At 54.7% G+C, this 18,902-nt stretch carries 15 protein-coding genes and 5 pseudogenes; 8 read left to right on the top strand and 12 right to left on the bottom strand.

Annotated features, from left to right (window positions below; translation table 11 throughout):
* Nucleotides 1-6: 6 nt before the first annotated feature.
* The 3 genes and pseudogenes from ACVBAU_RS16310 to tnpC all read right to left on the bottom strand — a co-directional run.
* Entirely contained in the window at nt 7-1,287 is a 1,281-nt protein-coding gene (locus ACVBAU_RS16310; protein WP_448329056.1) for a hypothetical protein, read from the bottom strand.
* Nucleotides 1,284-1,904 carry a hypothetical protein gene (locus ACVBAU_RS16305; protein ID WP_448329054.1) on the bottom strand — a complete coding sequence of 207 codons (621 nt, stop codon included), beginning with the start codon at nt 1,902-1,904 and terminating at the stop codon, nt 1,284-1,286. The genes ACVBAU_RS16310 and ACVBAU_RS16305 overlap by 4 nt, the downstream gene beginning before the upstream one ends.
* 176 nt (nt 1,905-2,080) lie before the next feature.
* Nucleotides 2,081-2,815: pseudogene (gene tnpC, locus ACVBAU_RS16300) on the bottom strand (IS66 family transposase); the annotation flags it as partial.
* 145 nt (nt 2,816-2,960) lie between these two features.
* Between tnpC and ACVBAU_RS16295 the strand changes: the two are divergent.
* Both ACVBAU_RS16295 and ACVBAU_RS16290 read left to right on the top strand, forming a co-directional pair.
* Nucleotides 2,961-3,131, top strand: a pseudogene (locus tag ACVBAU_RS16295) (helix-turn-helix domain-containing protein); the annotation flags it as partial.
* 14 nt (nt 3,132-3,145) lie between these two features.
* Nucleotides 3,146-3,869: pseudogene (locus ACVBAU_RS16290) on the top strand (integrase core domain-containing protein); the annotation flags it as partial.
* Nucleotides 3,870-3,987: 118 nt separating this feature from the next.
* On the opposite strand, the gene ACVBAU_RS16285 reads toward ACVBAU_RS16290, so the two are convergent.
* The 8 genes and pseudogenes from ACVBAU_RS16285 to ACVBAU_RS16250 all read right to left on the bottom strand — a co-directional run bounded on the left by ACVBAU_RS16285 (nt 3,988) and on the right by ACVBAU_RS16250 (nt 11,476).
* Nucleotides 3,988-4,998 (bottom strand): GDP-mannose 4,6-dehydratase, encoded by a 1,011-nt coding sequence (locus ACVBAU_RS16285; RefSeq protein WP_448329052.1) that lies wholly within the window; start codon nt 4,996-4,998, stop codon nt 3,988-3,990.
* Nucleotides 4,999-5,059: 61 nt separating this feature from the next.
* The gene (gene rfbA, locus ACVBAU_RS16280) at nt 5,060-5,950 is read right to left on the bottom strand and encodes a glucose-1-phosphate thymidylyltransferase RfbA (protein WP_448329050.1); all 891 of its coding nucleotides are present in this window, start codon (nt 5,948-5,950) and stop codon (nt 5,060-5,062) included.
* A 6-nt stretch (nt 5,951-5,956) separates the two neighbouring features.
* Nucleotides 5,957-6,823 (bottom strand): dTDP-4-dehydrorhamnose reductase, encoded by an 867-nt coding sequence (gene rfbD / locus ACVBAU_RS16275; protein ID WP_448329048.1) that lies wholly within the window; start codon nt 6,821-6,823, stop codon nt 5,957-5,959.
* A complete protein-coding gene (rfbB, locus tag ACVBAU_RS16270) occupies nt 6,820-7,857 on the bottom strand; it encodes a dTDP-glucose 4,6-dehydratase (protein WP_448329046.1) in 1,038 nt (345 codons plus the stop codon). Before rfbB ends, rfbD begins: the two co-directional genes overlap by 4 nt.
* Complete coding sequence (rfbC, locus tag ACVBAU_RS16265) at nt 7,858-8,424, bottom strand: dTDP-4-dehydrorhamnose 3,5-epimerase (protein WP_448329173.1); 567 nt, start codon at nt 8,422-8,424, stop codon at nt 7,858-7,860.
* Between the two features lie 84 nt (nt 8,425-8,508).
* A pseudogene (locus ACVBAU_RS16260) lies at nt 8,509-8,613 on the bottom strand (IS481 family transposase); the annotation flags it as partial.
* 586 nt (nt 8,614-9,199) lie between these two features.
* Nucleotides 9,200-9,979 carry a nucleotidyl transferase AbiEii/AbiGii toxin family protein gene (locus tag ACVBAU_RS16255; RefSeq protein ID WP_448329044.1) on the bottom strand — a complete coding sequence of 260 codons (780 nt, stop codon included), beginning with the start codon at nt 9,977-9,979 and terminating at the stop codon, nt 9,200-9,202.
* 732 nt (nt 9,980-10,711) lie between these two features.
* Complete coding sequence (locus ACVBAU_RS16250) at nt 10,712-11,476, bottom strand: DeoR/GlpR family DNA-binding transcription regulator (RefSeq protein ID WP_448329042.1); 765 nt, start codon at nt 11,474-11,476, stop codon at nt 10,712-10,714.
* Nucleotides 11,477-11,645: 169 nt separating this feature from the next.
* Here ACVBAU_RS16250 and ACVBAU_RS16245 point away from each other — a divergent pair.
* The 6 genes and pseudogenes from ACVBAU_RS16245 (at nt 11,646) to ACVBAU_RS16220 (ending at nt 17,425) form a co-directional block, all read left to right on the top strand.
* Nucleotides 11,646-12,614 (top strand): annotated as a pseudogene (locus ACVBAU_RS16245) (ABC transporter substrate-binding protein).
* Nucleotides 12,614-14,317: an ABC transporter permease gene (locus tag ACVBAU_RS16240; protein WP_448329040.1), complete on the top strand. Its 1,704-nt coding sequence runs from the start codon at nt 12,614-12,616 to the stop codon at nt 14,315-14,317. Before ACVBAU_RS16245 ends, ACVBAU_RS16240 begins: the two are co-directional and overlap by 1 nt.
* Nucleotides 14,305-15,354 carry an ABC transporter ATP-binding protein gene (locus ACVBAU_RS16235; RefSeq protein ID WP_448329038.1) on the top strand — a complete coding sequence of 350 codons (1,050 nt, stop codon included), beginning with the start codon at nt 14,305-14,307 and terminating at the stop codon, nt 15,352-15,354. The genes ACVBAU_RS16240 and ACVBAU_RS16235 overlap by 13 nt, the downstream gene beginning before the upstream one ends.
* A 51-nt stretch (nt 15,355-15,405) precedes the next feature.
* A complete protein-coding gene (locus ACVBAU_RS16230; RefSeq protein WP_448329036.1) occupies nt 15,406-16,422 on the top strand; it encodes an MBL fold metallo-hydrolase in 1,017 nt (338 codons plus the stop codon).
* Nucleotides 16,419-16,964 carry a histidine phosphatase family protein gene (locus ACVBAU_RS16225; RefSeq protein ID WP_448329035.1) on the top strand — a complete coding sequence of 182 codons (546 nt, stop codon included), beginning with the start codon at nt 16,419-16,421 and terminating at the stop codon, nt 16,962-16,964. Before ACVBAU_RS16230 ends, ACVBAU_RS16225 begins: the two co-directional genes overlap by 4 nt.
* The gene (locus tag ACVBAU_RS16220; RefSeq protein WP_448329033.1) at nt 16,961-17,425 is read left to right on the top strand and encodes a phosphatase domain-containing protein; all 465 of its coding nucleotides are present in this window, start codon (nt 16,961-16,963) and stop codon (nt 17,423-17,425) included. The genes ACVBAU_RS16225 and ACVBAU_RS16220 overlap by 4 nt, the downstream gene beginning before the upstream one ends.
* Before the next feature lie 158 nt (nt 17,426-17,583).
* Here the strand turns inward: ACVBAU_RS16220 and ACVBAU_RS16215 are convergent, their stop codons facing one another.
* On the bottom strand, nt 17,584-18,864 hold the full coding sequence (locus ACVBAU_RS16215) for an MFS transporter (RefSeq protein ID WP_448329031.1): 1,281 nt from the start codon (nt 18,862-18,864) through the stop codon (nt 17,584-17,586).
* Between the last annotated feature and the right edge of the window lie 38 nt (nt 18,865-18,902).

Below are 18,902 nucleotides of genomic sequence, written 5' to 3'. Positions count from 1 at the left end.
CCATTATTAATCAGACCCTATCAATCCACAAATTTTTGATTCGATCGTCGCACAAAAAATTCCTTGAACTGAAAATGCGGATGCAAACCCGTCTACTTCATAGCCACCCTCCTTGATCTGCTGATCGGTGGGAATGTATCCGAAGACCTGCCCTGAACAACCGGTTAGAAAGGTAAACCCGTCGCTTTCCTTGACTAAATTCGTGTAGCTTGATGCAATTTCCGCGGAAACTGCCTTTATTCGAACCGGCCCGAATCGCCATTCATCGCAGGTCAATGATGGAAGCATCTCAGCATCAGTCCTAATTTCGGCCAGTTTGAGGTAGCGCCGTTTTCGTGTCAGCTGAATGTCACTACAATTAATAGGTTTGTTGATCTGAGCATTAGTCCATGCTTGATCAAAAGTCACAGCGAGTTTAGAGATCAGCGACTTGATCTGGGTATTGTCGCGTCTAGCGAAACTGTACGCCAGTCCCACCCACGATCTTGACCGGTGGAGTGGCCATTTGCTTTTAAGAGCAGGTCGGATATCTCCACTGAACCCGGGCATGTACAATACTGGCAACGATGCATCGCCAAGTTTCGAACGGACATAATCTCGTATGACGCCAGGATAATCTGAGCTTATATCTTGGATATGGGATTCTGAAACAGCATGACATGGCAAGGACCATAGTACCGCACTAGGGCGATCGTGTGCGTCACTCAAAATGATCAATTTCAAGCGATCGTCGATAGGTTGTTTAGCGTCGGGTGCCATGATCATACGCCTTGAAATGCTTAATCGAGCAATATCTAAACCGCGTGTCATACGACGTCGAAAAACTGAAAAAGTGCTTCGTGCCGTTCCTTGCCTAAACGCCGTTATTACCCCCATTTTCTCCTCATTCGCACGCGCTAAGCCAGTAGCAATTTGGTCCGCAACAAAGGTTACATATTCGGGGATGCATTTCCCGAGCTTAAATTTGCTAGGGTCAAGCGCTGGCGCATTATGGGTATGAGAAGCAACTACGACCAAGCTAGTAGTATCGAATGATAGGCCAAGTTTCGCGCTTCGCTTAATGATCTCATCTACAAGCAATTGACTGGGGTAAAGACTGTCAATTGCCACTAATGCCGAAGTTTGCTCCGAGATCCCTGAAAACAATATATAGTTTGCCTCTAGCCTTGATCTAATAGCTTGGCTGGAGTTCGATCGGCCGATTCGCCCAAACAGTGGTAGCGGAGCATTTGGTGTGATATCAGAAGAGCCGGCTTTCACACAACATGACGGAGGAGTTGTCATCACGAACGCAAGCTTTTGATAGTATTCTCAATCGCGTCAACAAATCTTGATGTACGGTAACGTGCATGTACGAGTATGGAGCTATGGCGGGAAGGATTGTGGCGGGATGCAAAAGCCATGCGTGCCTGGTCTAGGTTCACATCAGCTGCAATGTCTTTGAAAAATCTTTCAAGGTCGTTGTGCCAATTCTCTAGACGAATAACGCTATGCGGACGGCCTTCAAGAAAAATACGAATATTTGCTTCAACATTTTGCACTAAATCGCTCGCAATATCAAAGTCATCGTGGGGTTTGTCACGCTGTAGTATGCCCTCACAGTATGCCCGCATAATGCCTTTTCTATAAATCCACCGGCGGTTGTATGACTTGGCTATATCCGTAGCGCTTCGCGTCAAAAATACATAGTGAATTTGTTCGTCGTTATGTTCGCTCAATAGGCCCAGCATCCAAGCAAAGCGCGTATCAATTTCTATGTGTTGATCGGGAATTTTTACTCTTTCGCTCGCCAAGCTTCCCTCACGCGTATCGTGGCCAGAAGTGAAATTTCGAACATGTTGACAAGCGTGAAAGAGGCTCATCGAGCCCGCGCGCCCAGTTGTGAGAACAGCAACTTTTGTCATATTTTTCTTTGCTTTCGGTTGTAACACGTAGCTAGGAATTTTATTTGTCGCCAAAATTCTTTAGGTGGCGCAAATGACTAATTTTTGGCCTGAAAAAGCCGGCTTGTCCACCAAGTTTCTTCGCGAATGGACGATGGGTTGCTGCTCTTTGATAGTAAGCGTCCGGTCTGACTGCCCTACGGTGTGGTTATCCATGGCAGCAGATCATCGACACGGTTGATCTTGTAGTCTGGAATGCGGGCAAGGGTATCGGCCAGCCATGCCTGCGGATCGATACCGTTCAGCTTGGCGGTTTCGATCAGGGTGTAGGCAATTGCGGCGGCCTCGCCGCCAGTTGGTGATCCTACAAACAGATAGTTTTTTCGCCCGATTACGACGGATCGCATCGCCTGTTCGGCGGTGTTGTTGTCCAGCTCCAAGATGCCGTGTTCGAGGTAGGGTCGCAGCCGCGACATGCGCGTCAGGGCATAGCGGATTGCGGCTGCGAGCGGCGATTTGCCCGAGATGCTGGGAAGTTGGGCGTGCAGCCATGTTTCCAGATCATCGAAGATCGATTTCGCCTGCGCTTGTCGGAGATCGGCGCGTTGACCTGGTGGTGATCCACGGGCTTCTTTCTCGACCGCATACAGTTGCGCGATGCGCTCGATGGCCTGGTCAGCGATGGCGGAACCTTGAGCGCGGTGGATATCGACGAACTTACGTCTGACGTGGGCCATGCAGGCGACTTCGCGGATATCGCCGGAGTGATACAGGTCTTCGAACCCAGCATAACCGTCCGCATGCATCTAGCCTTGATACTTTGCGAGATGATCCTTGGGGTGCTGCCCTTTGCGGTCTGGCAAGAACTGATACCAACTTGCGGGTGGGACGTCGCTGCCCCAGGGTCGTTCATCCCGGTCATAAGCCCAAAGGGGTGTGTCATGAACTTTGTGTATCTGGTCTGGCCCATGCGGGTTTTAGATACAGTTACGCATTGAAGCGATCCTCAAACATTACGGCGAAATTGTAGATATGTACGGACTCTCGGGACACTTTCTGTAAATTCCCTAATTTGGGATGGAGGAAGTATTCATGACGAACGAAGAACGCGACATTCAACGCAAACTTAGAGTGCTCCAGCACGCTGAGAAGATCGGTAACGCCCGCAAAGCCTGCCGGTATTTTGGGGTCGGTAGGTCCCGTTTCTACCGATGGCGCGAAGCATATCAAAAGCATGGCGAAGCTGGGTTGAAGAATGCTAGATCGGTTCCGAAAAATCCCGCCAATCAAACGCCAGCTGAAATCGCCGAGAAAGTTCTGTACCTGCGCCGCAAATAACACTTGGGACCGATCAGGATCGTTTGGTATTTGGCTCGCGACCATGGCATCAAAATTTCTGATGCTGGGGTCTACCGCATCCTCAAACGCAATGGTCTTAATCGGTTGCCCAGAGGCACACGAATGCGCAAGCTGCACACCAAACGCTATCAAAAGCAGGTGCCAGGGCATCACATTCAAGTGGACGTTAAGTTTCTGACCTTTAAGGGGAGAAATGGCGAAAAGGTTCGTCGTTTCCAATACACAGCGATCAACGATGCGACCAGAGTTCGGGCCCTCAAAGTCTACGAGAAGCATACGCAGGCAAACGCCATCGATTTCATTGACCACATCGTAGAGAAGTTTCCGTTCCGCATTCGCGAAGTTCGAAATGACAACGGTCACGAGTTCCAAGCCAAATTCCATTGGCATGTCGAAGATCTCGGGATCAGACACGCCTACATCAAACGAGGCACTCCTCAACTCAACGGCAAAGTCGAACGATCCCACCGTTCTGACCAGCAAGAGTTCTATCAACTTCTCAGCTACAAAGGTGACGTCGATTTAGAAGCTAAACTTGGCGAATGGGAGCGGTTCTACAATTTCGCCAGACCACACGGCGCACACAACGGACAGACCCCTTACGAAGCGCTCAGAGACAAGCTACAATCGCAACGCGAGTGTCCCGCGGGTCCGTCCAAGTTACACTCATTGCTCCCCAAAAATGCTGTGTGGAACCCAGCAATTAAATACAGTTGCTAGGGGCTATTCACTACTTCTCAAAAGACTACTTGGCATAATAGTCGCGGAACCAAGCTACAAATTCCCGAATACCGTCCTTGATATCGGTCTGTGGTTTGTAACCCGTGAGGGTCTTTAGCAGTTCCGCATTCGCCCAAGTCGCGGGCACATCGCCCATCTGCATGGGCATGTAGTTACGGATGGCCTTTTGACCAAGCTCTTCCTCGATCGCTTCTACGAAATCGAGCAGGCGCACTTTGTCCGAGTTGCCGATGTTGACGATGCGGTAGGGGGCCACGGGGGAGAGGCTGTCGCCCTCGGGCACTTCACGGTTATCGGGGCGGACAGGGGGCGTATCGATCAACAGGCGGATGCCGCGCACCAGATCTGTGACATAGGTAAAGTCGCGGTGCATGTCGCCGTGATTGTAGATATCAATCGGCCGCCCATCGAGGATCGCATCGACGAATTTGAAAGGTGCTAGGTCGGGCCGCCCGTTCGGCCCATACACTGTAAAGAACCGAAACATTGTGGTCGGTAGGTTCCAAAGGTGGGCGTAGGAATGCGCCATGGCTTCGTTTGCCTTTTTGGTAGCGGCGTAGAAGGTCAAGGGGGTGTCAGCCTTTTCTGTTTCCTCAAACGGCATTTCTTCGTTAGAGCCGTAAACAGATGAAGTCGATGCCATAAGAATATGTTCGACCTTGAGCTGCCGAGCTATTTCCATCAAGTTGAACGTACCTACTATGTTACTTTCAAGGTACGAACGGGGGTTCTCCAATGAGTACCTTACGCCTGCTTGACCAGCTAAATGTACGATTATGCCGGGCTCAAAATCTGTTGCAACCGTCGAAAGAAGTTCATTGTTCTCGAGCATGCCTTCGGTCGCGGAAAAATTAGGGTGCTGCAGAAGTACTTGATGGTTTTTTTGCTTCAACTTGACGTCATAATAGTCCGTCATGCCGTCAAAACCGTGAACGCGAAACCCTTCGTCGAGCAAAAGTTGCGCGAGGTGGAAACCGATGAAGCCGGCGGTGCCGGTGATAAAGACTTTTCTCACGGTGGGGTCCAATACGATAAAAAGAATTTGTTTCGCGCGCGAAACATTTCGGGTTTGATGATTATCTCAACGAACGGTTTAGGTTACTAAGATAGACACCGTATTCGTTTTTTTCAAATAGTTTGGCCTGCTCTTCCAATGCCGCGGCGTCGATCCAGCCCTGATCAAATGCGATTTCTTCAGGACTCCCTGTTTGCAGCCCCTGCCGGGTCTCTAGCGTCCGCACAAAATTTCCTGCATCCAGCAAGCTCCCATGGGTCCCAGTATCCAACCATGCATACCCTCTGCCCATGCGCTGAACGTTCAGTAGGCCATCCTGCAAGTACGTCTCAAGTAGCGTTGTGATCTCCAACTCTCCACGCACTGATGGCTTGACTGTTTTGGCGCGTTCGGATGCGGTGTTATCCAGAAAATACAGCCCCGTTACCGCATAATTCGAGGGTGGCACTTCAGGCTTTTCGATGATCTGGCGCGCTTGGTCGTTCTCGTCGAAATCAACCACACCATAGCGCTCTGGATCCGAGACGCGATAGCCGAAGACGGTGCCTCCAGTGGTTTGGGCGTCGGCTTGGGCAAGTATCTCGGGTAAGCCGTGGCCGAAGAAGATGTTGTCTCCTAGGACCATTGCCGAGGGGGCACTATCGAGGAAATCTTCGGCCAAGATGTAAGCCTGCGCCAGTCCATCGGGGCTTGGCTGCGTGACGTAGCTCAGCGAAATTCCCCATTGGCTACCGTCACCAAGCGCGCGTTTGAATTGGTCGGCGTCTTGGGGCGTGGTGATGATCAAGATGTCGCGAATGCCGCCCAGCATTAGCACGCTTAACGGATAGTAAATCATCGGCTTGTCGTAGATCGGCAGCAGCTGTTTCGAGACGGCAATCGTGATCGGATAGAGCCGCGTGCCGGAGCCGCCAGCGAGGATGATACCTTTGCGTTTAGGCGCTTGGGTCATGCGAAATCAATCCTTCGGAAAGTCAAGTTGGGTCAAAATATGGGCTAGGCTCTCGCGCCAATCGGGACGGGAAATGCCAAAAGCAGCCTCGGTCGAGCTGCAATCTAGCCGCGAGTTCAGTGGGCGTTTCGCCGGGGCAGGGTATTCAGACGACGGGATGTCAGTGACAGAGCAAGGGATATTGGCCGCATCAAAAATCGCTCGGGCGAAATTGGCCCAGCTGGTGTCAGGTGCGCTGGAGAAATGGTAGATGCCGGATTTCTCAGATTCTACCACGAGGGTTTTGGCAATTGTAACACAGGCCAGAGCAATTTCTGCTGCGCAGGTGGGGCCGCCGATCTGGTCGGAAACGATGGTTAACGCTTCGCATTCCGATGCGAAACGCAGCATGGTTTTGACAAAGTTATTGCCATGGGGCGAGACGACCCAGGAGGTCCGCAACACGGCGTGGCGACCACCAGCCACTGCAATCGCGAGCTCTCCGTCGCGTTTGGTGCGGCCATAGACGCCTTGTGGATCGGTGGGGTCAGCGGGAGCCCAAGGTGTGTCGCCCGTGCCTGAAAATACATAATCGGTCGAGATAGAGACGAAGGGAATGTCGCGCGCGGCGCAGGCGCGGGCCATGGCGGCGGGGGACATGGCGTTGATGAGATGGGCCGTTTCCGCGTCGCTCTCAGCCTTATCCACGGCAGTGTAGGCGGCAGCATTAATCACGGCGTCAGGCGCATATGCATCGATCAAGGCCGCGCAGGAGGCGGGGTCGGTCAAATCCGCATCAGAACGGGCGAGGGCGGTAATTTGGACATCATCGCCGTCCAGCGCTCGGAGTTCCGTGGCAACCTGTCCGCTGTGGCCAAAGACAAGGATCTTCATGCCTTGCCCAACCGCTCACCAACGCCCTGACGGCTTTGCAGCGCGCGCCACCAGCCCTCATTCTCGAGGTACCAATCGACGGTGAGCGCCAGCCCTTCTTCGACCGTGACCGAGGGGCGCCAGCCAAGCTCCGTCCGTATGCGCGTCGGATCAATGGCATAGCGCTTGTCGTGGCCGGGACGGTCGGCGACAAAAGTGATCAATTCGGCATGGGGCGCGCCTTTGGGGTGGCGGTCATCCAGCAAGGCGCAGATCATTTTGACAAGCGCCAGATTGCTGACTTCATTCTCACCACCGATGTTATAGCTACGTCCCGACGCGCCTTTGGTGAGCACGGTGAGCAGCGCATCGGCGTGGTCTTCGACAAAAAGCCAGTCGCGCACATTCGCACCATCACCGTAAACCGGAATCGGCTCTCCGGCGAGCGCTCTGAGGATGACCACAGGCACCAGCTTTTCGGGGAAGTGGTACGGTCCGTAATTATTGCTGCAATTTGTCAAAACTATCGGCAGGCCATAGGTTTCCCCCCAAGCGCCCACCAAATGATCACTAGCAGCTTTCGAGGCGGAGTAGGGGCTGCGCGGGTCATAAGGAGTATCTTCAGTGAACTGTCCCGTGGGACCGAGGGAACCATAAACCTCATCAGTAGAGACATGGTGAAAGCGGAAACCTTCGGGCTTGCCCGCGTCTTGCCAATAGGCACGCGCGGCCTCAAGCAGCGAATAGGTGCCGGTCACGTTGGTCTGAATAAACGCCCCCGGCCCGTCGATGGAGCGATCCACATGACTCTCGGCCGCGAGATGCATCACCGCATCTGGCTTATGTGTCGTGAATATCCTGTCCAGCGATTCCCGATCACAAATATCCGCCTGCTCAAACGCATAAAACGGGCTGTCCGCCACGCTCGCCACATTCCCAAGGCAAGCCGCATAGGTCAGCGCATCAAGGTTCACCACGTCATGCCCCCGCGCAATCGCCAGGCGCACCACTGCTGAGCCGATAAACCCCGCGCCGCCCGTCACCAATAGCTTCATCTATAAAGCCTCAAACGTGAACGGACTGTTAAGATCAGCCAAAGAGGGCGCCTGTGCGTCCTTTTTCGATAAAACCGGAGCTATATCATTCAATCCCCAGTCGATACCGACCTGCGGATCATTCCAAGCGACCGCACCCTCGGTCTCCTGAGAATAATAGTCCGAACATTTGTAGATAATCTCGGTCTCCGACGCACGTGTCACAAACCCATGCGCAAACCCCGCAGGCACCAGCAGTTGTTTTCCATTCTCGAAGCTCAGCTCGACCCCAAACCATTGCCCATAAGTCGGCGACCCGTTGCGAATATCAACTGTTACGTCAAAAAGCACGCCGCGCCCGCAGCGCACTAGCTTGTCCTGCGCATGGGGCGGTGCCTGAAAGTGCAGCCCGCGAATGGTGCCTTGAAACATCGATAGCGAGTGGTTGTCCTGCACGAATTGCGTGGTAATCGCATGCTCCGCGAGCGCCTTAGCGCTATAGCTTTCGGAAAAGAAGCCACGGTTATCGCCGAAACGGGCGGGTTTGATAACGACGACACCTGGGAGCGGGGTTTGTTCGAGGGTGATAGGCAAAATTACGCCTCATAATTAGGATTATGTAAAATATTTGGTCAGATGTACCTTGGACGGACCTGCGGGATACTTTCTGGGTTACTGTAGCTTGTCTCTGAGAGCTTCGTAAGGGGTTTGCCCGTTGTGGCTGGCGAAGTTGTAAAACCGTTCCCATTCGTCGAGTTTGGCCTCGAGATCGATGTCCGTCCGCGACCATGCCCAGTGCCGCAGCGCAGCTTCCCCGAAGCGGACGTTGATGGTCAGTACCGCACGTGAATTGATCGGACGGCTACACCGCGGACTTTGTAAGCTTTCGCGGCGGTTGAAGGAGGCGTTTCGTTCACACAGAGCGGTTTGGTCTCTGGCAATCAACGAGTTGGATTGGCCAGCGATAATTGAAGCAACGCAGAAAGTAAGGAATGGAGCTGCGAATCTTGTGAAAGGCAGAGGCTTCTGACCCTGCCAATACCAGCAGTCATTTTGTGATGGCCAGTGTGCCGCATATATCAGACGTTGATCAGGGGCGCGGCATAGGCCCCACCTTGGCCAGGAGGCCTGAGATCGGCCCAAGCCATATCATCCGGCTCAGCGGTTCAGTTTCCTCAAACCAATCATTCTGGCTTGGTTGTCGCATTGGCTCTTTCGTGGGTGGTGCCGAGAAGCTTTTTTGCAGTGCAGCCTACTGAAAATTGGGAGTGTCATGAACTTTGTGTTCGTATCCTAACCACGCTGGGCTTGAGGCTTGCAAAACGCAAACACCGCGGAGAGTTTTGCCATCGACTTTTGAAGTCTAATCAAATGGCGATGGTTCGCCCTCATACGCCCCTCCATGAATGCAAAGTATCTCTTCGACCACATCGTTTTCAATTTGCATTTTTTTTGCGCAACTTTGAATGTGTTCTGGATTCCGGATTTTATCAACGGCTTTCCTGAAATCCTCGCGAACCTTGTTTCCGTAGGCCGCCTCCGCAATTTCCCAAGCGTCTTTAGGAATAGGGCCCCATCTCGAGATCATTACAGATAAATCCAAGATGTCTCGGCTCGCAACCTCTGGTGCGTACCAGCGATCAGAATTAGCCAATAGCTTCTCTGCATACATGCAAGGCCGACTTAAGACCGGCAGTCCGTAGCGTGCGTCGAGTTCACCTTGAAGATCGATTCGCACTTCACGAACAATCTCGAACTTGATGTTAGCTCCCTGACTATGGACTACGGTGCGGAGGCCATATTGGTTCGCCCGGACCTCTCGAACGCACTCAAGTTGCGTCTTTGGTCGAAGGATGTTGTTTAGATTGGGTTGCCCTGCAATTGCACTTCGAAGGGCTCGATAGCCCTCTTGGCTCGCACATAGAAAATCAATATCAGCACTCTCGCGATATTCGTCTAGCGCGAGGGAAATGGCGGTGCCGCCACCAAAGTAACAACCTGTTTTCTCGAGAAGATCCCCGTCAAAGGACCTCAAAACGTTCAGGATGGCGTTATGGTGGTCGCGACTAAACGAGACTTTTTCGAACGTCACTTCAAGCAGGCATAAATACGCCGTTGCCAAAATGGGCAACAAGAGTATCAAGCAACTTCTTTTCCTCTACATCGAAGTTCTCAGGCTCTACTAGACGCCAGTTGTTTTCGTAAAGGCCAAGCGCCTCGGGTCCATCCAAGACAGTATTGTCAGGGCGGTTCCAGCACAAAGTGCGTAACTGAGGATATGTGTTCGCATGGATTTGCATAATTAGGACGCTATCAGGTTCAGTTGCTAGTTTCCAGCTTTTCGCTATCGCAAGTCGCAACTTCGGGTCAGCGTTGGCTGCCAGCATATTCACTATAACATGTAGTGATTAACACTTTGCTTGCAAGGGGGTTCCTAGGCCAGGATATGTCGCTAAATGATCAGTATGACTAGCGCAAGCACCAGCGTTCTGGTCTCCAGCCAATGAACGACTGCTTGCATCAAATTGAGGCGGTTACCTCGCAGATGCGGCGGAGGTCTGCAATCCGCCCCTTTTGAAGAGAATGCTTACGGCCCCAAGCGGACATAGACCAAGATGGTCATCGTTGCGACGCAGATTCTCCGAAGCTGTTTTTTGGCGTAGGACAGTATCAACTGCTACCCAGATATCTAATAACGCTTTATCTGAGCAGAATAAAATTACTTCAAGGCGCGACCCGATTAGGCAGTCGCCACCAGATTGATACCGCTCATTAATCCTGCCCACCAGCATTCTCCGCGGCCAACTTCAGCGAGCCAATGTCCACACCCAAGGTTTCTGCAATCGCGCCGGACATCAGCCAATCAACGACACAGTCATACTTGGATAATCTGACAACCGTGTCGGGAACAGCTTTCCGCAATAGACGTTGAAAACCTCGCTCCGGTCACGATGACATCAACGTCCCAGACATGTCCCATCTGGAACGCCAGGTCCAATCCGTTTTTTGTGCTATCCATGACCAGAATACTCTTCTTTCCACAGCCCGCGATAGCCTTGCGTGCGGACATCTCTTCAGCGTTATAATCCATAACACTGCCCTCCTCGGACAGGCCGCCACAGCTAAACACGGCGTAATCGACGCGATATCTTGCAAAGAATTCGAGAGCTGGCGCGCCGATCATATCCAGGTCGCGCATTCTTACGGTTCCGCCTGCCAGTTCAACGGCAACACCGGGGGCCTGTTGCAAGGCGCAGACGGCATGGATGCTGTTGGACGCAACAAAAAGGTCTTGATGAGAGACCAAAAACCGTGCGCAAGTTTCCACCGTTGTGCCGGTGCCCAGTGCCACCCGCGCGCCATCAGGGATCAGGGTTTTTACCGCCAGAGCGATGCGCTGCTTTTCCTGTCGCGCTATGCCTTCGCGCGGCAGATAGCCGATGTTCTCACTTTGCTGGCGCAGCCGAACGTAGCCGTTACGGCGCTGGACAAGCCCCGCTTCGTCGAGATCACGCAGGTCTGCCCGTATGGTTTGCACCGAAACGGTAAGCTCGGACGAAAGTTCGATCGCCGACAGCGTGTCGCTCTCGGACAGAAGCGCGACAATCTCGTCTCTACGCTGGATAGCATCCCGTCGCACGGTAATTTCCTTTGGAAAATATTAGATCTTTTCGGCAGGTTAGGAAAATCATTGAAGCCCCGCAATATAAATAAAAGTTTCAAACAACTGTTACAAATCTGTCAGATCTCTCAGGGATAAGGCTTTTGTGAATTGCTTTCGTTCGAAAGTAAAAACTCCAGGAGAGCCCATGAAGTCCTTCGTCACATCCACCGCTTTCGCGCTTTTGGCCAGCACGGCCATGGCCGATACAATCACCCTTTATACCTCGCAGCCTAATGCCGATGCGCAACGGACGGTTGATGCCTTTATGGCCGCCAATCCCGGCACCGAAGTCGACTGGGTGCGCGACGGCACAACCAAACTGATGGCCCGCCTGCGCGCTGAGATTGGGGCTGGCAACCCGCAGCCAGATGTCCTGTTGATCGCCGACACTGTGACGCTGGAGGGCATGGCACAAGAGGGTCTTTTGACCGCCTATCAATCACCTGAGGCCGGTGACTATGACGCGGCCCTGCACTCTGCCGAGGGCTACTACCATTCGACCAAATTGATCACCACTGGGATCGTCTACAACACAGGTGTAGAGACCGCGCCGTCCTCTTGGAAAGACCTTTCAGACGCCTCTTTCAAAGGGTAAATCGCGATGCCCTCGCCGCTTTACTCGGGTGCCGCGCTGATCCACCTTGCCACGCTGACCGGCGATGAGGCTTTGGGCTGGGAGTATTACGAAAACCTCGCCGCGAATGATGCCCGCGCACAGGGAGGCAACGGAGGCACCTTTAAGGCCGTAGCCTCAGGCGAGAAGCCTTACGGCATGGTCGTTGACTTCCTTGCAATCCGCAACAAGGCCGATGGTTCCCCGATTGATTTCGTCTTCCCCGAAGAAGGGGTTTCCTACGTGACCGAGCCGGTGGCGATCATGTCTTCGGCCAAGAACGTCGAAGGCGCGGAGAAATTCGTCGATTTTCTGCTCAGCTCCGAAGGCCAAGAACTGGTTCTGGACATGGGCTATATCCCCGCTCGTGACGGTATGGGCGTCCCCGAAGGGTTCCCCGCCCGCGAAGACATCAAGCTGATGGCCTTCGACCCCGCCGAGGCCCTTGCAAACGCCGAAGCCAATAAGGCCAAATTCGCAGAGCTTTTCGGCGCGGAATAATGAGTGTCGCGCAGCAAAATATAGGCAGCCGGTCCGAGGCCCGGCTGCTCTCTGCTATACTGGTCGTCGCAATCTGTCTGACGCTTGCCCCAGTGCTGCGCCTGTTTGTTGAGGGCGTCACCGATCAGGGCAACCCCAGCATGACGCTTATGCGCGATGTGCTGGCGCAGCCCTCTACTCTGAGCGCGCTCAAACATTCATTGGTCACCGCGGGTTTTGGCACTTTGGTATCATTGGTGCTTGGCGCGGCTTTTGCCTTTCTCGTGGCGCTGACAGATCTGCGGGCCAAAGCGGCTTTGGTCTTTTGTCTTATGATCCCGATGATGATCCCACCGCAGATCACTGCGTTGTCTTGGACCCAGATCATGGGGCCATCGTCGGTCTTGTTAAAAACACTGGGCATCGCCCCTCCGCTTGGCGCGCCGCAGCCGCTTTATTCACCGGAGGGGATCATCTTTTTGCTGGGCATTCAGCATATGTCGATCATCTTCCTGACCCTACGCGCGGGTCTTCGGTCTATACCCCAAGACGTGGTTGAGGCCGCCCGCATCAGCGGCGCCAAAGGGCTGCGCACTTGGTGGCAGGTGGTGATGCCCCTGACCTTGCCCAGTCTGGCGGCGGGCACGGCGATTACCTTCGTGACCGCGCTTGGCAACTTTGGCATCCCCGCGATGCTGGGCATCCCCGCAGGCTACGCGACGCTGCCGACACTCGTTTATCAAAAGCTGGCTGGCATGGGGACAACCGTCTTGGCCGAGGTTTCGGTTCTGGCAATGCTAATCGGGGCGGTCGCAGTGACGGGTATCTTGTTGCAGCGCCTGTGTCAGTCCCGCCAGAGGTTGCATCTCGTGGGCAGCACCTCACGCCCGCTTGCCCTGCCCTTGGGCGCGGCCCGTCTGCCGGTTGAGATACTTTTATGGGGCGTGGTCTTTGCCATCCTTCTCCTGCCGATGTTCGGCCTTTTGGCAACATCATTGGTGCCTGCTTATGGCGTAACCCTGCGCTTTGACACGGTGACGCTTGCATCATGGTACGAGGTGCTATTCCGCCAACCTGTCACGTCTCGGGCCTTTGCCAACTCCTTTGGATTGGCAGCGGGTGCGTCTGTCGTTTTGGTCGTGATCTGCCTTCCCTTGGCGTGGCTGATGGAGCGGCGCAAAACGCGGCTGGCGCGCCTTTTCGACAGCCTGCTTGATTTGCCCTACGCACTGCCGGGTGTTGTCCTGGCGATTGCGATGATTTTGCTGCTGATCAAACTGCCCTTCACCGAAGCCACGCTTTACGGCACCATCTGGATCATTTTTCTGGCCTATCTGGCGCGGTTCTTTGCCGTGATGTTCCGTCCGGTTCAGGCAAGCCTGAAGCAGTTCGATCCCGCCATGGACGAAGCCGCCCAATCGGTCGGTGCCTCCCTCTACCGGCGGCTGCGCGATGTGATCTTTCCGCTTTCGGCCCCAGCGGCGGCGGCGGGAGCCATCCTTGTGTTTCTCACCGCGTTTAACGAACTCACGGTTTCTGCGCTTTTGTGGTCCTCGGGCACCGAGACATTGGGCGTGGTGATCTTCAATCTCGATGACAGCGGCGAAACCGGGATGGCCAGTGCGTTGGCAATGACCATCGTCTTTGTGGTCGTGGTCCTTATGGCGCTGATCCAATTGTTTTCCCGTCGCTTTCCCAAAGGAGTTGTCCCATGGCAGACATAGACCTGTCTTCGGTCGGCAAGACATTCGCAGGTACGCCAGCACTACAAGACATCACAACCCGGTTTCACGACGGCGAATTTATAGCGCTTCTAGGGCCGTCCGGCTGTGGCAAAACCACCCTTCTGCGCATCTTGGCCGGGTTTGAGGCCCCCAGCAGCGGGCAAATCCGCATCGGCAACCGCGAAATGGCCAATGCCCAGACAGGGGCGAGCCTGCCGCCCGAAGAGCGTAACATCGGGTTTGTTTTTCAGTCCTACGCGCTTTGGCCGCATATGTCGGTGCGGCGCAACGTCTCCTACCCGCTCGAAATCCGGAGGTTTTCCAAGACTGAGATCGCCAGACACACCGATGCGGCACTCTCCTCAACGGGGCTTGAGAACTATGCCGACCGCATGCCCTCTGACCTGTCAGGCGGACAACGGCAACGGGTTGCTTTGGCGCGCTGCCTTGTCTCTGACCCCTGCGCCGTTCTGCTGGATGAACCCTTGGCCAACCTCGATGTGGCGCTGAGGGCCACGATGCAGGGCGTCTTTACCGATTTTCACAAGCGCACCGGGGCCACGATGGTCTATGTCACCCATGACCAAGCCGAAGCCATGGCGATGGCCGATCGGATCGCCGTGATGGATCAGGGCCGCATCCAGCAATTCGACACGCCGCAAACCCTTTATGAACGGCCCAAAAACCGCTTTGTCGCCGAATTCGTCGGGCGCGGTACCGTGGTGCCAGTGCAAGAGGTCACGCAGACCGGAGAAGCCCGGCAGGCGCGGATTTTGGGGGCAGATGTTGCTGTGCGATCCACACGGGCTGAGACGCAGGTCAGCCATGTTTGCCTACGCCCCGAAAACTTAACCATCACCGAGAGCGGCGATCTGCGCAGCAAGGTCGCGCGGGTTACTTATATGGGCGGAAAATACCTCTTGGAAACAGTGACCGAGTGCGGCGCGCGCCTATTTGCAGAAACCCGCACCCGCTTCGACGTCGGCGCGCAATTGGGCCTGACAATCACCACCCCTTGGGCTTTTTCAGAGGATTAAATGCAAAGCATACGAGTACTTTCCGGCATCGGGGATAAAGGCCCTGCGTGCATGCAATTGACCGTGGGCAATCGGATCTGGCTGCTTGATTGCGGCTTTGGCCCCGAAGCCAACGCACATTTTGATCCCGCGTGGCTTGAGGGGGCCGAGGCGGTGTTCATCACCCATGATCACATTGATCACATCGGCGGTGCGTCTTATGCCGTGGAGGCGGGCCTTCCGATCTATGCTACGGCGCAAACGGCCAAAGCTCTGCCGCCTGCGGCCAATGTGCATCTGCTGCCCGAACAAGGTCAGACGACGATTAACGGCGTCACCTTGACCACCGGGCGCAATGGCCACGCAATGGGCGGCGTCTGGTTCCACTTTGATCTTGGCGAAGGGCTTTTTTATTCTGGCGATTGGTCAGAGGAATCCGATTGGTTCACCTTCGATGTGCCGCCGCCCGCGGCGACTGCGATCTTGGATTGCTCTTACCATCTTGATGACGTGCCTCAATCGGATCGGTTCGACGCGCTGAATGCCCTGTTGGACCGTATTGATGGTCAAGTGCTTTTGCCCGTCCCCCCCTCCGGCCGAGCGGGCGAAATGGCGCTGCATCTGGTGCGACGCTACGGATGTGAAAGCGTGATGCTGGACCCTGAATGCCAAGATACGCTGCGCGCGGCGCTCAGTAGCGGTGACGTCAGCGCCAATGCGCAGCAAATCGCCCCGCTGTTGGACCGCGGCCCGATGGAACAAGCACGGTTTCTGATCTGCGACACACCAAATGCCGATGGCGGTGCCGCTTGGGGCTATGTGCGGGCATGGCACGAAAGTGGGCGTTTGGGGCGCGACGCGCATGTCGTATTCACCGGCCATATGACGGCCCATGCGCGGGGCATTTGCAGCGTTCCGGGCGGCTATTTCCAACGTTGGAACGTGCATCCACCCCTGCGCGATCAGGTGAGAATGTTAGAGCGCCTCGGCGCTAAACGCTTTGCCCCTGCCTTCTGCACGCAACCCGAAGATTACCTGATAGAAGGGCTCGACGCTGAGGTGTTTTTTCATGATCGGGTCCGCCTATGACCGCAGCACCTTTGCCATCGCGCAGCTTCTGCCTGATCCGCCACGGCGAAACGACTGCCAATGCAGATGAGATCATCGCCGGGGTAACGGATGTCCCGCTTACCCAGTTGGGTCGCGATCAGGCGCGCGCCCTTTCAAACAGGATATGGCCAGAGCCGATTGCGATCTACGCAAGCCCGATGTCACGGGCCAAACACACCGCTGAGCTCGCCTTTCTAGCCCGAGGGTTTGAAGTAGATGACGGGTTGCGCGAGCGCGACTGGGGGGCGTTCGAAGGGCAACCCTTGAGCGAGCAGCCCGTCAGAGAAGTCACACCAGACCGGGGCGAAAGCTGGCCCGATATGTTGACGCGCGTGCAAACTACGATCACCGACATTTGCGCCGCTTCCCCGCGCGCATTACCGGTTTTGGTATGCCACTCGGGCATCATCCGCGCCACGCGTGTGCTTTGGACGACAGGTGACGTGGGCCAACGCCCGCCCAATGCAAAACCACTCTTATTTGAAAACACAGGCAATAAATTACTGGAGAAGACCCTATGACCCAAGCTGCAGCGACCCCCTGTGTGGTATTCGATGTTGATGGCACACTCGCAGAGTTCGACGCAGAACGGCTGGGTCATCTTGTACATGGCGTCGAAAAGCATTGGGATGACTTTCACTTCGCGATGGCAGATGCCGCATTGATTGCCCCGATTGCAAAGCTGATGCGACGGCTGAAAGAAAGCGGTGAGACTATTCTGATTTGCTCCGGGCGGCCAGAGGGCTGGGCCGACCATACGACTGCATGGCTGCGCAAACACGACCTGCCGTTCGATGGCATATACCTGCGCGCCGAAGATCAGGACGAAGCCACCGACCCCGAAGTGAAGCGCCGAGCCTTGAAAGAAATGCAAGCCGACGGCTTCAAGCCTTGGTTGGTGATTGATGACCGAAGCTCTGTGGTCGAGGCGTGGCGCAGTGAAGGTTTGGTATGTCTACAATGCGCCCCGGGGGATTTCTAAGAATAGGTCGAAAGATGTCATCCATTGGCCCGTTGTGTCGACGGACACGTACGGCCCAACCCGGACTATGGAGCGTATCGCAGCTAACGGCAGGTTCGAGCCCAATTTCCTCGATGCTGCGCCTTGTATGAATGTCGGCTATCGCGGGTTCGATCTGACTACCTAAAGCCCTGGCCAAGCGGTCGCCAAGAAATTCCGGCCAAGATAAAGACCCCGGCTGATGCGATCAGAAACGGCATCGTAAGTGCTGTGGCCCGACCTAATGGACCTTCGGCCATGCTCACAATTGCGCCTGATGCGACCAGCCCAAGAGGCAGCATTCCCCATGCGAAAAGGCGATAAACGCTGTTCACTCGTCCTCTGATTTGATCTGGGACGACGCGCTGACGGTAGGAGATTGAGATCGTGTTCCAGACGATCCCGCTGAGATAGAAAAAGAACATCGCAACGGCAACCGTAATAGGCCCTGGGGCGAAGGCGATAAGCAAGAACATAGGCGCTGAGGCAAGGTTCATCCATTGAGCGAGCACGCCCGTTGAAAAGAGCTTCATCAAGGGCGCAACCGCGATACCGCCAACAACACCCCCTATGGCTCCGACGGCAAGGATCAGACCGTAGGCTGTTGCGCCCGCGCTCAGGTTTTCCTGGATGTGAAGAACAAGCGCTATGACGGACATTTGGGCAAAGAAATTCCAGAAGCCGGTGATCAAGACAAGAACTCGCAACATCGGATGCACCACGACAAACCGGAATCCTTCCGATAGTTCTGTTCGCCACGACTGTTTCTTTTGTTCGGCCGGTTTGAAGTTACCTTTCAGTGAGGCGGTCAGAAGTGCGGCGAACAACAGCGCGACTGCGATAGCAAGGAATGGCAGAGGAACAAAAATGGCGACGATGAAAGCCCCAAGCGACGGTCCAGCCATACTGTTTCCAACAGTCTCGACACTTCCCAGAATGCCATTTGCACGTTCAAGACTGTCCGATGAAACGATACTGGGAAGCATAGACTGTGCTGCATTGTCACGCGCTACTTCTGCACATCCGATAATGAAACCAAGCGATAGCAGACTCCAGTAGAGTGCAGAGTTTCCAATACCATCAATGGCGGGTTCGGTAATCGGCAAGCTCAGCACCATCGCCCCACCTGCCACGCCATAAGCAAGGGTGCGTGCCAAGTCACAGAACACAATCAGCCGCCTGCGGTCCATGCGATCCGCAAGGATGCCGGAGGGTAGCGCGAACAGAACCCATGGAACGCGAAGCGCCGCTGGCAAAATCGCGATCAAAAGTGGATCACGGGTAATGAGCGAAGCAATCCATGCCCAAGCAACTACGGCGATGCCGTCGCCAAGATTTGCCAGCCCAACGGCTGCACTAAACCGCGCAAAAGCGCCCGGCTGATCGTTTCTCGCCCTACTTTCTACTGACACATCCGCCATAAACCCACCCGGTCAAACTTGACTTAGCCGCTGATACC

This window comes from Sulfitobacter sp. M13 (assembly GCF_053474885.1).
The sequence above is the reverse complement of the archived record's forward strand: the minus strand, read 5'-3'. Positions and strand labels throughout refer to the sequence as shown.

What these genes read in the sequence shown, in the direction of transcription:
- ACVBAU_RS16305 (WP_448329054.1), bottom strand. Translation starts at nt 1,904, where the DNA reads ATGACAAAAGTTGCTGTTCTCACAACTGGGCGCGCGGGCTCGATGAGC.
- rfbA (WP_448329050.1), bottom strand. Translation starts at nt 5,950, where the DNA reads ATGACCCAAGCGCCTAAACGCAAAGGTATCATCCTCGCTGGCGGCTCC.
- rfbD (WP_448329048.1), bottom strand. Translation starts at nt 6,823, where the DNA reads ATGAAGATCCTTGTCTTTGGCCACAGCGGACAGGTTGCCACGGAACTC.
- rfbB (WP_448329046.1), bottom strand. Translation starts at nt 7,857, where the DNA reads ATGAAGCTATTGGTGACGGGCGGCGCGGGGTTTATCGGCTCAGCAGTG.
- ACVBAU_RS16240 (WP_448329040.1), top strand. Translation starts at nt 12,614, where the DNA reads ATGAGTGTCGCGCAGCAAAATATAGGCAGCCGGTCCGAGGCCCGGCTG.
- ACVBAU_RS16235 (WP_448329038.1), top strand. Translation starts at nt 14,305, where the DNA reads ATGGCAGACATAGACCTGTCTTCGGTCGGCAAGACATTCGCAGGTACG.
- ACVBAU_RS16230 (WP_448329036.1), top strand. Translation starts at nt 15,406, where the DNA reads ATGCAATTGACCGTGGGCAATCGGATCTGGCTGCTTGATTGCGGCTTT.
- ACVBAU_RS16225 (WP_448329035.1), top strand. Translation starts at nt 16,419, where the DNA reads ATGACCGCAGCACCTTTGCCATCGCGCAGCTTCTGCCTGATCCGCCAC.
- ACVBAU_RS16220 (WP_448329033.1), top strand. Translation starts at nt 16,961, where the DNA reads ATGACCCAAGCTGCAGCGACCCCCTGTGTGGTATTCGATGTTGATGGC.
- ACVBAU_RS16215 (WP_448329031.1), bottom strand. Translation starts at nt 18,864, where the DNA reads ATGGCGGATGTGTCAGTAGAAAGTAGGGCGAGAAACGATCAGCCGGGC.